Source organism: Pseudomonas sp. PS01303, from assembly GCF_029959385.1.
GTDB lineage: Bacteria > Pseudomonadota > Gammaproteobacteria > Pseudomonadales > Pseudomonadaceae > Aquipseudomonas > Aquipseudomonas rustica.
Genome location: NZ_JASCPK010000004.1, coordinates 104,031 through 117,479, shown reverse-complemented (window position 1 = coordinate 117,479; position 13,449 = coordinate 104,031). Strand labels below are relative to the sequence as shown.

Below are 13,449 nucleotides of genomic sequence, written 5' to 3'. Positions count from 1 at the left end.
AGGTATGCCATGCGTGAAGTGGTGATCGTCGACAGCGTGCGGACTGGCCTGGCCAAATCCTTTCGCGGCAAGTTCAACCAGACCCGCCCCGATGACATGGCGGCACACTGCGTCAACGCGCTGCTGACGCGCAATGACATCGACCCGGCCAGCGTCGAGGATTGCATCGTCGGCGCCGGCTCCAACGAAGGCGCGCAGGGCTACAACATCGGCCGCAACGTCGCGGTACTCTCGCGTCTGGGCACCGGCACCGCCGGCATGACGCTCAACCGTTTCTGCTCGTCGGGCTTGCAAGCGATTGCGATTGCCGCCAACCAGATCGCCTCGGGTTGCAGCGACATCATCGTCGCCGGCGGTGTCGAGTCGATCAGCCTGACGATGAAAAGCGTCAACACCGATCACCTGATCAATCCGCTGCTCAAGCAACAGTCGCCGGGCATCTATTACACGATGGGCCAGACTGCCGAAGTGGTTGCGCGACGTTATGGCGTCAGCCGTGAAGCGCAGGATCGCTATTCGTTGCAGAGCCAGATCCGCACCGCGCAGGCGCAGGCGGCCGGGCTGTTCAACGATGAAATCGTGCCGATGTCGGTGAAGTATCGCGTTGAAGACAAGAACACTGGCGAAGTGCAAATTCTCGACGGCGTGGTTGATCGCGATGACTGCAACCGTCCGGACACCACTTATGAAAGCCTCGCCGGGTTGAAACCGGTGTTCGCTGAAGACGGTTCGGTGACGGCGGGCAACTCGTCGCAATTGTCGGATGGCGCGTCGATGACGCTGGTGATGAGTCTGGAAAAAGCCCTGCAACTGGGGCTGAAGCCGAAAGCGTTTTTCCGTGGGTTTACCGTGGCCGGTTGCGAGCCGGACGAGATGGGCATCGGCCCGGTGTTCTCGGTGCCGAAACTGCTCAAGGCGAAAGGTTTGCAGGTGGCGGACATTGATCTGTGGGAACTCAATGAGGCGTTCGCTTCGCAGTGCCTGTACAGCCGTGATCGGCTGGAGATCGATAACGACAAGTACAACGTCAACGGTGGCTCGATTTCAATTGGTCACCCGTTTGGCATGACCGGTTCGCGGCAGGTCGGGCATCTGGTGCGGGAGTTGCAGCGGCGTAATTTGCGTTACGGGATTGTGACGATGTGCGTGGGCGGCGGGATGGGTGCGACGGGGTTGTTTGAGGCGGTGCGCTGAACCCTGAAAGATTTGTTGATTGATCGACCGCTATCGCGAGCAGGCTCACTCCTACAATTGGAATGCATTCCCCTGTAGGAGTGAGCCTGCTCGCGATGGCATCAACCGGATATCCGGTTGGAATCCAGCCCCTGCATCCGCGCAATATAAGCCTGAATTTCCTTCTCAATCTGCTCGGCACTCTCAAACGGCCCCTCAAGGGTGTTTTCCCGAGTGCTGAAATACAGTTCACCATTGACCCGGCACACGCGGTCGCTGCGAAAGTGCGTGGCGGGGGCGTTGTCTTGGGCGCGCATGCCTAACATGATCGGTCTCCTTGGCTGAGGCGCTGAACGGGATCCAATCAGCTTATGCCTGAAGCACTTAACTCGCGCGGCCAGCCGATCAACGGCAGCGCGTCAATTTAATGCTGCGACCTGCACAGTTTCATTCACGTCCTGGCCCCAACTGTCCCTGTGTCGCGCCCGGCGGCACGCCTAGAATGAGCGCACTTGTCAGCAGGCTTTTGGGGTTCGCATGCACATTTCATCCGGTCGCTGGGTTTACGGCTTGTTCCTGGCGCTGCTGACCGCGTTTCTGTGGGGCATCCTGCCGATCAAACTCAAACAGGTGTTGCTGGTGATGGATCCCGTCACGGTGACCTGGTTTCGCTTGATGGTGTCCGGCAGTTGCCTGTTCATTTATCTGGCCGCGGTCAAACGCCTGCCGAGCCGCAAAGTGCTGGGGCCCAAGGGTGGCTGGCTGGTGCTGATGGCGGTGCTTGGCCTGGTCGGCAACTACGTGCTGTATCTGATGGGCCTCAACCTGCTGAGCCCCGGCACCGCGCAACTGGTGGTGCAGATGGGCCCGATCATGTTGCTGATCGCCAGTCTGTTTGTGTTCAAGGAGCGTTTCAGCATTGGCCAGGGCATCGGGTTGTTGGTGCTGCTGGTCGGTTTTGTGCTGTTTTTCAATCAGCGTCTGGCGGAGTTGCTGACCTCGCTGTCGGATTACACCGCCGGCGTGTTGTTGGTGCTGCTGGCGTCGACGGTCTGGACGTTTTACGCGCTGGGTCAGAAGCAATTGCTGACGGTGTGGAATTCGTTGCAGGTGATGATGGTGATCTACCTGTTCTGCGCGTTGTTGCTGACACCATGGGTGCACCCGCTCGAAGCGCTGGAGCTGAGTCCGTTGCAGGGTTGGTTGCTGCTGGCGTGCTGCATGAACACGTTGATTGCCTATGGCGCGTTCGCCGAAGCGCTGGCGCATTGGGAGGCATCGCGGGTCAGTGCGACGTTGGCGATTACGCCGTTGGTGACGTTTGGCGCGGTGGCGATTGCGGCAGGGATCTGGCCGGAGTACGTGCATGCCGAGCAGATCAATGGACTTGGGTATGGCGGGGCGGTGTTGGTGGTGTTGGGCTCGGCGCTGGTGGCGTTGGGGCCGTCGTTGATTGCCGGGCTCAAGGCGCGGCGGATGAAGATTGCGGCCAGTTAGACCGCGTCGCCTCCATTCGCGAGCAGGCTCGCTCCCACAATTGACCGCGATCCCATGTCAGGAATGCGATCGAATGTGGGAGCGAGCCTGCTCGCGAAGACTGACTCACAGGCGCTGAAAATCTCAGCCCTTGGCCCCAGCCTCAATCATATTCTCCGGCCGCACCCACGCATCAAACTCTTCATCGGTCAGATAGCCCAACGCCAACGCCGCCTCACGCAACGTCAGCCCCTCGCTATAAGCCTTCTTGGCTATTTCCGCCGACTTGTCATAACCAATGTGCGGGTTCAGCGCCGTAACCAGCATCAACCCACGCTCCAGATGCCGCGCCATGACTTCCGCATCCGGCTCCAGCCCGGCAATGCAGTGCTGCTGGAAGTTGCTGCAGCCATCGCCAAGCAGGCGGATCGATTGCAGCAGGTTGTGGATGATCACCGGTTTGTACACGTTCAACTGTAGGTGACCCTGACTGGCGGCGATGCCGATCGTCACGTCGTTGCCCAGCACCTGACAGGCCAGCATCGACAGTGCCTCGCACTGCGTCGGATTGACCTTGCCCGGCATGATCGAGCTACCCGGTTCGTTCGCGGGTAGACGCACTTCGGCAAAACCGGCGCGTGGGCCGGAGCCGAGCAACCGTAGGTCGTTGGCGATTTTCATCAGCGCCACGGCGAGGGTTTTCAGCGCACCGGAGAGGCTGGTCAGCGGTTCGTGGCCGGCGAGGGCGGCAAACTTGTTTGGCGCGGTGACGAAGGGTAGGCCCGACAGCGCCGCCAGTTCGGCAGCAATCGCTTCACCAAAACCGTGCGGCGAATTCAACCCGGTGCCGACCGCGGTGCCGCCCTGTGCCAGTTCACACACCGCTGGCAGCGCGGCACGGATCGCCCGTTCGGCGTAATCCAGTTGCGCGATAAAACCGGACAATTCCTGACCGAAGGTGATCGGCGTCGCGTCCATCATGTGCGTGCGCCCGGTTTTCACCAGTTTCATGTGCCGCGCGGCGAGTTCGGCGAGGCCACCGGACAGCTCGGCAATCGCCGGCAGCAGTTGTTCCTGCACGGCTTGCGCGGTGGCGATGCTCATGGCGGTGGGGAAACAGTCGTTGGAGCTTTGCGAGCGGTTGACGTGATCGTTCGGGTGCACCGGCGTCTTGCCGCCGCGCGGATTGCCGGCCAGTTCGTTGGCGCGACCGGCGATCACCTCGTTGACGTTCATGTTGCTCTGGGTGCCGCTGCCGGTCTGCCAAACGACGAGCGGGAACTGGTCGTCATGCTGGCCGTCGAGGACTTCGTCGGCGGCCTGTTCGATCAGGCGGGCGATGTCAGCGGGCAGGTCGCCGTTGCGGTCGTTGACCCGTGCCGCGGCTTTCTTGATCAGGGCCAAGGCGTGCAGTACCGGCAGCGGCATGCGTTCCTGACCGATGGCGAAGTTGATCAGCGAGCGTTGCGTCTGAGCCCCCCAGTAAGCATCGTCCGGGACGTCGATCTGGCCCAGGCTGTCGGTTTCGATACGGCTCATCGTGCACACTCCTGTTGGTCTGTTTGCGCAGTTTAGGCCGGGTTCGGCCCGGGTGGTTCCATCGAATCGATTGTTGACCGGTAAAACCCCGCCAATCAAGCGCGGCAAGGCTTGGGGGGTTGAGCCGCAGCGATTTTTAGGCGCAGAATGGTCGCCCTTGGGGTTTTACCTCGCTTTGCTTAAAAGGAAACTCGATGACTCGTCTTCGTGCCATCTGTACCGCGGTTGCACTGGTTTGCGCCAGCGGCCAGGTGCTTGCCGATACCGCCAGCCACAACGCCAGTGCCGAAGCTTTCCTGACACTGGCCCACGCTGACAAACTGGGCACTCCGGTGTACATGCAAGTGCAGCAAATGTTCGCTCAGCGCTTTGAGCAGACCAAAGCCCCTGAAGCTAAAAAAGCCGTGCTGGAAACCTACCAGGCCAAGGCCAACGCCGCGCTGGATCAGGCCATTGGCTGGAACAAGCTGAAGCCGGACATGGTCAAGCTGTACACCACCAACTTCAGCGAATCCGAGCTGAAAGATCTGGTCGCGTTCTACCAGTCGCCACTGGGCAAAAAAGTCCTGGAAAAAATGCCGCAGCTGACTCAGCAATCGGCCCAGATGACCCAGGCCAAACTGGAAAGCGCCGTACCGGTAGTCAACAAGCTGCTGGAAGACATGACCAACGAGCTGGCCCCGAAAGGCGCTGCTCCGGCCAAGAAAAAGCCGTAAGCGGAGTTCGTGATGAGCATGCAACAACGCATCGAATCTACGCTGGGCCTGTTACAGCCTGAGCATCTGCAAGTGCTGGATGAAAGCCACATGCACAGTCGCGGGTTGCAGACCCACTTCAAGGCAGTGGTGGTCAGCGCGCAGTTCGAAGGCCTGAACCGGGTCAAGCGCCACCAGAAAGTCTACGGCACGCTCGGCGAGCTGATGGGCGAGTTCCATGCGTTGGCGCTGCACACCTACACCCCGCAGGAATGGGCAGAGACCGGCGCCGCCCCGGCATCGCCGACCTGTGCCGGAGGAAAGCAGCGATGAGCTTCAAGCGGAAAGCTGCAAGTAAAAGGCGGGTGTTCTTGGCTTGCCGCTTGAAGCTCGCCGCTTGAAGCTGCTTTTTTGCTAGAATCCGCAACGCGCCGCTCACCCGGCGCGTTTTTTTTTTGCATCCGGTTCACCCTTTGCGAGGGTAGCCACCTGGAGAAATAACCATGACACAACCGATTGTCGTGGCGGCACTGTATAAGTTCGTCACCCTCGAAGATTACGTCAACCTGCGCGAGCCCCTGCTGCAAGCGATGGTCGACAACCAGATCAAAGGCACCCTGCTGATCGCCGAAGAAGGCATCAACGGCACGGTGTCCGGCACTCGCGAAGGCATCGACGGCCTGCTCGCCTGGCTGAAGAACGACCCACGCATGATCGACATCGATCACAAAGAGTCGTACTGCGACGAGCAGCCGTTCTATCGCACTAAGGTCAAACTGAAGAAAGAAATCGTCACCCTCGGTGTCGAAGGCGTCGACCCGAACAAAAAGGTCGGCACTTACGTTGATCCGCAAGACTGGAACGCGTTGATCAGCGACCCGGAAGTGCTGTTGATCGATACGCGCAACGATTACGAAGTGTCGATTGGCACCTTCGAAGGCGCCATTGATCCGAAAACCACCAGTTTTCGCGAATTCCCTGACTACATCAAAGAACACTTCAACCCGGCCGTGCACAAGAAAGTCGCGATGTTCTGCACCGGCGGCATTCGCTGCGAGAAAGCCTCGAGCTACATGCTCAGCGAGGGCTATGAAGAGGTTTACCACCTCAAGGGCGGCATTCTGAAGTACCTCGAAGAGGTGCCGCAGGAAGAAACCAAGTGGCAGGGTGACTGCTTCGTGTTCGACAACCGCGTGACCGTGCGTCACGACCTCAGCGAAGGCGACTACGATCAATGTCATGCCTGCCGCACACCGGTCAGCGTTGAAGATCGCGCCAGCGAGCATTACGTCGCCGGCATCAGTTGCCCGCATTGCTGGGACAAGCTGAGCGAGAAGACCCGCCGCAGCGCCATCGACCGGCAGAAGCAGATCGAACTGGCCAAGGCGCGCAACCAGCCGCACCCGATCGGCTACAACTATAAGCAAGCATCCACCGAGGCTTAATCCATGTCTGCGCGCCTGCTCTATGTGATGGATCCGATGTGTTCGTGGTGCTGGGGTTTTGCTCCAGTGGCCAAGGCATTGGTGGAGCAGGCGCAGGCAGCCGGGGTCGAGCTGCATCTGGTGGTCGGCGGTTTGCGCACCGGCAGCGGCTCGGCGTTGGAGCCGACCACGCGGCGCTACATTCTCGAACACTGGCAAGCGGTCACCGAGGCTACTGGCCAGCCGTTCCAGTTTGACGGCGCGTTGCCCGACGGTTTTGTCTACGATACCGAGCCGGCCTGTCGCGCGATCGTCACCGCGCGCAGCCTCGCGCCGGATTGCGCGTGGACACTGGTCGGACTGATCCAGCACGCCTTCTACGCCGAAGGTCGTGATGTCACTCAAGCCAGCGTGCTGGTGGAACTGGCCGAGCAGGCCGGCGTGCCGCGTATCGAATTTGCTGCGTTGTTCGACCGTGCCGATCAGCACGAAGCCACGTTGGCCGATTTCAATTGGGTGCAGGATCTCGGCATCGCCGGGTTCCCGACCTTGCTAGCCGAGCGTAACGGTCAATTGGCGTTGCTGACCAACGGCTATCAACCGCTCAGCGAACTGTCGCCATTGCTCGGCCGCTGGCTGGAGCGCGCTGCCTGTGCCTGACCTGGCCGATGACACGCCAGCCGTAAAGCGTGTCGACCGGCTAAGCTGGGCAGAAGTCCGGCGATTGGCTCTCACACACAAAAAATCCCTGTGGATCGCTAACGGCGTGGCTGTTCTGGCGACGCTGTGCAGCGTGCCGATTCCGCTGCTACTGCCATTGCTGGTCGATGAAGTCTTGCTCGGCCACGGCGATGCGGCACTGAAAGTCATGAACCATGTGTTGCCCAGCATGTGGCAGCAAGCGGCGGGTTACATCGGCCTGATGCTGGTGGTGACGCTGACGCTGCGTTGCAGCTCGCTGTGCTTTGGCGTGTTGCAGTCGCGATTGTTTGCGCGACTGGCCAAGGACATCGTTTACCGCATCCGCGTACGCCTGATCGAGCGGCTCAAGCGGATCTCCCTCGGTGAATACGAAAGTCTGGGCAGCGGCACGGTGACCACGCACCTGGTCACCGATCTCGATACCCTCGACAAATTCGTCGGCGAAACCCTCAGTCGTTTCCTCGTGGCGATGCTGACCTTGGTCGGCACCGCGAGCATCCTCATGTGGATGCACTGGAAGCTGGCGCTGCTGATTTTGCTGTTCAACCCGCTGGTGATTTACGCCACGGTGCAGTTGGGCAAACGCGTCAAACACCTGAAGAAACTCGAGAACGACAGCACCGCGCGCTTCACCCAGGCGCTGAGCGAAACCCTCGACGCGATTCAGGAGATCCGTGCCGGCAACCGGCAGGGGTTCTTCCTCGGCAGGCTCGGCCTGCGCGCGCAGGAAGTGCGCAATTACGCGGTCAACTCGCAATGGAAAACTGACGCCTCCAACCGCGCCAGTGGTTTGTTGTTCCAGTTCGGTATCGATATTTTCCGTGCGGCGGCGATGCTCACCGTGCTGTTTTCCGACCTGTCGATCGGCCAGATGCTCGCGGTGTTCAGTTACCTGTGGTTCATGATCGGCCCGGTCGAACAACTGCTCAACCTGCAATACGCCTACTACGCCGCGGGCGGTGCGCTGACGCGGATCAACGAGCTATTGGCGCGAGCCGACGAGCCGCAGTATCCCGGCGGCGTCGATCCGTTCAAGGGTCGCGACACCGTCGGTATTCAGGTGCAAGGATTGAGCTTCGGTTACGGCGATGAACTGGTGCTCGATCAGCTCGATCTGTCGATTGCCCCCGGTGAGAAAGTCGCGATTGTCGGTGCCAGTGGCGGCGGCAAAAGTACTCTCGTGCAATTGCTGCTCGGGTTGTACACGCCGCTGTCCGGCACCATCCGCTTCGGCGGATCGACCCAGCAGGAAATCGGCCTCGATACGGTTCGTGAAAACGTCGCGGTGGTGCTGCAGCACCCGGCGTTGTTCAACGACACCGTGCGCGCCAACCTGACCATGGGTCGCACGCGCGACGACGAAGCCTGTTGGCAGGCGCTGGAAATCGCCCAGCTCGAAGCAACCATCCGCGCCTTGCCGGATGGCCTCGACAGCATCGTCGGCCGCTCCGGCGTGCGCCTCTCCGGTGGTCAGCGCCAACGTTTGGCGATTGCGCGGATGATCCTCGCCGAGCCAAAAGTGGTGATTCTCGACGAAGCCACCTCGGCCCTCGATGCCGCCACCGAATACAACCTGCATCAGGCCATGGCGCGCTTTCTCAACGGTCGCACCACGCTGATCATTGCCCACCGTTTGTCAGCGGTGAAGCAGGCCGATCGCGTGTTGGTGTTCGACGGCGGGCAAGTGGCCGAAGACGGCGATCATCAACAACTGATCGCCGATGGTGGTTTGTACGCCAAGCTCTACGGGCATTTGCAGCGCCACTGAGTTATCGGCATCCATGCCGCTTGCCGTGAGCCCAAACGCCTCCTAGTCTAGGAAGGTGGTCTGATCGGAAGGGATGATCAGGCAGTGCCATACAAGGGATCCCATGAAGCAAAAGCGGACGCTCGGAACGCCACGTTTGTTGGGCATCGTCTGGCCTTTCATTGCCGACGTGTTGTTTCAGGCGTTATTGGGCGGTGTCAGTCTTTATGTCCTGTCGGCCGTGCGTGGTTACGTGGCGGGCGAGAGCCTGTGGTCGAAAGGTCAGAAAGACGCCATTTATTACCTCAACCTGTACGCCGACAGTCGTGACGAGGCGATCTTCCTCAAGTATCAGGACGCCATTGCCGTGCCGCAGGGCGGTCATCAATTGCGCGTCGCCCTGGATCGTCAGCCGCCGGATCTGGAATCGGCGCGTGAAGGCATTCTCAAGGGTGGCAACCACCCGGATGACGTCTCCAGCCTGATCTGGCTGTACCTCAATTTTCGTCATTTCAGTTATCTGGAAAGGGCGATCGACCGCTGGACGGTGGGCGATGCCTATCTGGTGGAGCTGGATAACGTGGCTCGCGAGATGCACCACAGCATCACCGAGAACACCGCGTCCGATGCTGATGTTCGCCTCTGGAAAGCGCAGATTTTTGATATCAACGACGGCGTGACGCCGGCGGCCAAAGCGTTCAGTGATGCTTTGGGTGAAGGCTCGCGGGTGATTCTGCGGCTGTTGCTGTTTACCAACCTCGCCACCGCGCTGGGGTTGATCGTGCTGGCGCTGTTGCGCACACGCAAGTTGCTCAAACAACGCCACGCGTTTGCCGAAGCCCTGCAACTGGAAAAAGATCGTGCGCATGTCACGCTGCATTCGATTGGCGACGGGGTGATTACCACCGATGTCGACGGCGCTATCGATTATATGAACCCGGCTGCCGAGGCCCTGACCCACTGGAAAGCCGAGCAGGCTGCCGGGTTGCCGTTGGCGGCCTTGTTCAATTTGCTCGATGACAACGCGCAGGCCGAAGGGCTGACGCTGATCGAACACATTCTCAGCGGCCAGCTCAGTGGTGGCAGCGAACACTCCAAACTGATTCAGCGACTCGACGGCAGCACGGTGTCGGTGACGCTGGTCGGCGCGCCAATCCGTAATGCCGGCAAAGTCAGCGGTACGGTGCTGGTGTTGCACGACATGACCCAGGAGCGGCAATACATCGCCAATCTGTCGTGGCAGGCGACCCACGATGCGCTGACCGGGCTGGCCAACCGCCGCGAGTTCGAATATCGCCTGGAGCAAGCCCTGCACAACCTCACGCGGCAGGGCGGGCGACATGCGCTGATGTTCCTCGATCTCGACCAGTTCAAACTGGTCAACGACACCTGCGGTCACGCGGCGGGCGATGAGTTGTTGCGGCATATCTGCGCGTTGCTGCAATCAGGCCTGCGCGAGGGCGACACCCTGGCGCGGCTGGGTGGCGATGAGTTCGGGATCTTGCTGGAGAACTGCGCGCTGGAGGCAGCGGAGAAGATCGCCGACAGCCTGCGCCAGACCGTGCAGAACCTGCATTTCGTGTGGAAGGGCCGGCCATTTCTGACCACCGTCAGTATCGGCCTGGTGCATGTCGGTCAGACGCCGACCACCCTCGAAGCGTCGCTGCGCGCCGCCGACATGGCCTGCTACATGGCCAAGGAAAAGGGCCGCAATCGGGTGCAGGTCTATCACGCCGACGATTCGGAGCTGTCCCTGCGCTTCGGCGAGATGGCCTGGGTGCAACGCTTGCACATGGCACTGGAGGAAAACCGCTTCTGCCTGTACGCCCAGGAAATCGCTCCGCTGGGCGGCATTCAGGATGGCCGCGCGCACATCGAAATTTTGCTGCGCCTGCATGATGAATCCGGCCGGATGATTCTTCCGGACAGTTTCATTCCGGCCGCTGAACGTTATGGATTGATGAGTCAGTTAGATCGTTGGGTTGTGCAAAACGTATTTAAGGTTATTGCTCAATGTATTGCAGAAGAACATGAAGGCCCGTTGGCGATGTGTGCGATTAATCTGTCAGGCATTACTATAGGAGATGACGCGTTTTTGCACTTCCTGAGGGAACAGTTTGTTAACTATGCCATCCCGCCTGAAATGATTTGTTTTGAAATTACAGAAACCAGTGCTATTTCAAATTTAGGCAGTGCAATACGTTTTATTAATGAACTCAAAGGCTTAGGTTGTTACTTTTCGCTGGATGACTTTTGTGCCGGAATGTCTTCATTCGCTTACTTGAAACATTTACCTGTAGACTTCCTGAAGATCGACGGGAGTTTCGTAAAGGATATGCTGGACGACCCGATTAACCGCGCAATGGTCGAAGTGATCAATCACATCGGGCATGTCATGGGTAAGCAGACAATTGCCGAATTTGTTGAAACAACCCAGATCGAACAAGCCTTGCTTGAGATCGGAGTTGATTACGCTCAGGGTTACGTTATTGAGCGCCCGCAGTTGTTTACCTGTGACAGTTTGCAAAGTCGGCCCGCCAGACCGCAGCCGCTGTTATTCAAAGCGCCTGGCACGTTCCGTTGAAATCTCTTGCCGATCCTTATAATCACAAATCAAAAGGAGCCGAACAGTGATCGACACATTCAACCGAACCGGACCACTCATGGAAGCTGCAAGTTATCCTGCCTGGGCACAACAGCTCATTGAGGATTGCAGCGAGAGCAAGCGCCGGGTTGTCGAACATGAGTTGTATCTGCGCATGCGTGATAACAAGCTCAGCGCAAAAACCATGCGTCAGTACCTTGTCGGGGGCTGGCCGGTAGTTGAGCAGTTCGCGTTGTACATGGCGCAGAACCTGACCAAAACCAAGTTCGCCCGCCACCCGGGTGAAGACATGGCGCGGCGCTGGTTGATGCGCAATATCCGCGTCGAACTCAACCACGCCGATTATTGGGTGCACTGGAGTCGCGCGCACGGTGTCAGTCTCGAAGACCTGCAAGCACAACAAGTGCCGCCGGAACTGCATGCCTTGAGTCATTGGTGCTGGCACACCAGTTCCGCCGATTCGCTGATCGTGGCCATTGCCGCCACTAACTATGCAATTGAAGGCGCAACGGGTGAGTGGTCAGCGGTGGTGTGCTCCACTGGCGTCTACGCCGCCGCGTTCCCGGAAGAGGATCGCAAGCGCGCGATGAAGTGGCTGAAGATGCATGCGCAGTACGATGATGCGCATCCATGGGAAGCGCTGGAGATCATCTGCACGCTGGCGGGGATGAACCCAAGCAAGGCCTTGCAGACCGAGCTGCGTCAGGCGGTGTGCAAGAGCTACGACTATATGTACCTGTTCCTCGAACGGTGCATGCAACTGGAAACGTCCGAGCGTTTGCTGGTAAGCCGTGAGCGCAGGGCGGTAGTTACGCAGTAAAAAATGTTGGAGCGGGCTTGTGTGGCGAGGGGATTTATCCCCGATCGATTGCGAAGCAGTCGAAAATCAGCGAATTTGGTTTTGGGGCAGCTACGCTACCCATCGGGGATAAATCCCCTCACCACACAAGCCCGCTCCCACAGTTGTTTTGTGGTGTATGGGAGGGCTTAGCCCGCCATTGCCAAGCGGTTACGACCTTCGCGCTTGGCCACATACAGCGCACTGTCCGCGCGGCGCAACAGGCTCTCCGCCGATTCCCCCGGCAGCAGCGTCGAACAACCCAGACTCACCGTCAACTCGATCAACTGGCCATCGGCGTAATACTCGGCAGCCTGCGCCGCATAACGCAGTCGCTCGCCAACCATCGCCGCCGCCTCGCGGCTGGTGTTGGACAGCAGAATCAAAAACTCTTCGCCGCCATAACGAAAGACCATGTCGACGTTGCGCAGCTGACCCTTGATCGACGCCGCCACGGCTTTGAGCACGTTATCACCGGCGCTGTGCCCATGGCTGTCGTTGACGCGTTTGAAGTGGTCGATATCCAGCATCAACACAGACAGTGGCTGCCCGTGCCGGCGCGACATGTCGATCTCGCGTTGCAGGGTCTGCTCCATGGCAATGCGGTTGCCGGCGCCGGTCAGCGGATCTCGCAGAGCACTTTGCGTCGCGGCGCGGTAGAGCAGGGCGTTGCGCATCGGGTACAGCAGCGACGACAGCAGTGATTCGAGGTTGCCCTGATCCTGTTCGTTGAAACGCTGATTGCGGCGGAACACCAGTTCGCCCATGTGCTCGCCTTCGTGGCTCAAGCTGTAGCTGACCGAATGGTGACCGCGAGCGCCGAACTCCAGGCGCAGGTCGCTGCCCTGATGCACGTAGCTCAAGGCGTCCAGCGGCACGAGGCGTTGAACCTCACGGAAAAACAGCCCGAGGATACGCTGCGGTTCAAGACTGGTTTGCAGTTGCAGGCTCAGTTGCTGGCGCAACTGCGCAAGACTGGTCGGTCGCTCCAGCAAGGGAGGCAGTTGACCGAAGCCCAGGCGTTGCAATTTGGCGCTGTCGAAGTCAATTGCATTGGTCTGGGAGGGTGATTTCATATGGCGTGAACCCTTAGCAGTAAGTCTGTCTTACAGGCTGGGTGAGAGCGGCTATGGGCTGCGCGTCATACTGATCCATCAGTCCCGTAGGACGTTTGGCGTAAGTTTAGTCTGCCTGATGACGATTAGTAAGCTATCGAAATCGGCCTCGCCCCATTGCCTTCACGCGGCTTG

12 protein-coding genes are annotated in these 13,449 nt (G+C 59.4%); 9 read left to right on the top strand and 3 right to left on the bottom strand.

All coding sequences use genetic code 11. The features are described from left to right. Nucleotides 1-9 precede the first annotated feature (9 nt). The gene (locus QMX93_RS03505) at nucleotides 10-1,194 is read left to right on the top strand and encodes a thiolase family protein (protein ID WP_053122493.1); all 1,185 of its coding nucleotides are present in this window, start codon (nucleotides 10-12) and stop codon (nucleotides 1,192-1,194) included. Nucleotides 1,195-1,295: 101 nt separating this feature from the next. Here QMX93_RS03505 and QMX93_RS03500 read toward each other — a convergent pair whose 3' ends face one another. After that, nucleotides 1,296-1,499 (bottom strand): DUF6316 family protein, encoded by a 204-nt coding sequence (locus QMX93_RS03500; protein WP_159811529.1) that lies wholly within the window; start codon nucleotides 1,497-1,499, stop codon nucleotides 1,296-1,298. A 211-nt stretch (nucleotides 1,500-1,710) separates the two neighbouring features. Here QMX93_RS03500 and QMX93_RS03495 point away from each other — a divergent pair, with 211 nt between their 5' ends. Continuing rightward, nucleotides 1,711-2,670, top strand: coding sequence for a DMT family transporter (locus QMX93_RS03495; protein WP_282352715.1), 960 nt, complete (start codon nucleotides 1,711-1,713; stop codon nucleotides 2,668-2,670). Between the two features lie 123 nt (nucleotides 2,671-2,793). Here the strand turns inward: QMX93_RS03495 and QMX93_RS03490 are convergent, their stop codons facing one another. Beyond that, nucleotides 2,794-4,188: a class II fumarate hydratase gene (locus tag QMX93_RS03490; RefSeq protein ID WP_053122487.1), complete on the bottom strand. Its 1,395-nt coding sequence runs from the start codon at nucleotides 4,186-4,188 to the stop codon at nucleotides 2,794-2,796. Between the two features lie 194 nt (nucleotides 4,189-4,382). Here QMX93_RS03490 and QMX93_RS03485 point away from each other — a divergent pair, with 194 nt between their 5' ends. From QMX93_RS03485 to QMX93_RS03455, 7 genes are all read left to right on the top strand, one after another. Continuing rightward, nucleotides 4,383-4,904 carry a DUF2059 domain-containing protein gene (locus QMX93_RS03485; protein WP_053122485.1) on the top strand — a complete coding sequence of 174 codons (522 nt, stop codon included), beginning with the start codon at nucleotides 4,383-4,385 and terminating at the stop codon, nucleotides 4,902-4,904. A gap of 12 nt (nucleotides 4,905-4,916) precedes the next feature. Continuing rightward, entirely contained in the window at nucleotides 4,917-5,216 is a 300-nt protein-coding gene (locus tag QMX93_RS03480) for a BolA family protein (protein WP_158835708.1), read from the top strand. Between the two features lie 170 nt (nucleotides 5,217-5,386). After that, nucleotides 5,387-6,328 (top strand): rhodanese-related sulfurtransferase, encoded by a 942-nt coding sequence (locus QMX93_RS03475; protein WP_053122483.1) that lies wholly within the window; start codon nucleotides 5,387-5,389, stop codon nucleotides 6,326-6,328. Nucleotides 6,329-6,364: 36 nt separating this feature from the next. After that, complete coding sequence (locus QMX93_RS03470) at nucleotides 6,365-6,967, top strand: DsbA family protein (RefSeq protein ID WP_282352764.1); 603 nt, start codon at nucleotides 6,365-6,367, stop codon at nucleotides 6,965-6,967. After that, nucleotides 6,960-8,777, top strand: a complete 1,818-nt coding sequence (locus QMX93_RS03465) for an ABC transporter ATP-binding protein (protein ID WP_212543755.1) — start codon at nucleotides 6,960-6,962, stop codon at nucleotides 8,775-8,777. Before QMX93_RS03470 ends, QMX93_RS03465 begins: the two co-directional genes overlap by 8 nt. Nucleotides 8,778-8,880: 103 nt before the next feature. Then, nucleotides 8,881-11,340, top strand: a complete 2,460-nt coding sequence (locus QMX93_RS03460) for an EAL domain-containing protein (protein WP_282352702.1) — start codon at nucleotides 8,881-8,883, stop codon at nucleotides 11,338-11,340. Nucleotides 11,341-11,386: 46 nt separating this feature from the next. Continuing rightward, a complete protein-coding gene (locus QMX93_RS03455; RefSeq protein ID WP_053122475.1) occupies nucleotides 11,387-12,181 on the top strand; it encodes an iron-containing redox enzyme family protein in 795 nt (264 codons plus the stop codon). A 167-nt stretch (nucleotides 12,182-12,348) separates the two neighbouring features. Here the strand turns inward: QMX93_RS03455 and QMX93_RS03450 are convergent, their stop codons facing one another. Further along, nucleotides 12,349-13,275: a GGDEF domain-containing protein gene (locus tag QMX93_RS03450; protein WP_282352699.1), complete on the bottom strand. Its 927-nt coding sequence runs from the start codon at nucleotides 13,273-13,275 to the stop codon at nucleotides 12,349-12,351. Nucleotides 13,276-13,449 lie beyond the last annotated feature (174 nt).

Coding starts and splice junctions, on each gene's coding strand:
- QMX93_RS03505 (WP_053122493.1), top strand. CDS start 10: ATGCGTGAAGTGGTGATCGTCGACAGCGTGCGGACTGGCCTGGCCAAA.
- QMX93_RS03500 (WP_159811529.1), bottom strand. CDS start 1,499: ATGTTAGGCATGCGCGCCCAAGACAACGCCCCCGCCACGCACTTTCGC.
- QMX93_RS03495 (WP_282352715.1), top strand. CDS start 1,711: ATGCACATTTCATCCGGTCGCTGGGTTTACGGCTTGTTCCTGGCGCTG.
- QMX93_RS03490 (WP_053122487.1), bottom strand. CDS start 4,188: ATGAGCCGTATCGAAACCGACAGCCTGGGCCAGATCGACGTCCCGGAC.
- QMX93_RS03485 (WP_053122485.1), top strand. CDS start 4,383: ATGACTCGTCTTCGTGCCATCTGTACCGCGGTTGCACTGGTTTGCGCC.
- QMX93_RS03480 (WP_158835708.1), top strand. CDS start 4,917: ATGAGCATGCAACAACGCATCGAATCTACGCTGGGCCTGTTACAGCCT.
- QMX93_RS03475 (WP_053122483.1), top strand. CDS start 5,387: ATGACACAACCGATTGTCGTGGCGGCACTGTATAAGTTCGTCACCCTC.
- QMX93_RS03470 (WP_282352764.1), top strand. CDS start 6,365: ATGTGTTCGTGGTGCTGGGGTTTTGCTCCAGTGGCCAAGGCATTGGTG.
- QMX93_RS03460 (WP_282352702.1), top strand. CDS start 8,881: ATGAAGCAAAAGCGGACGCTCGGAACGCCACGTTTGTTGGGCATCGTC.
- QMX93_RS03450 (WP_282352699.1), bottom strand. CDS start 13,275: ATGAAATCACCCTCCCAGACCAATGCAATTGACTTCGACAGCGCCAAA.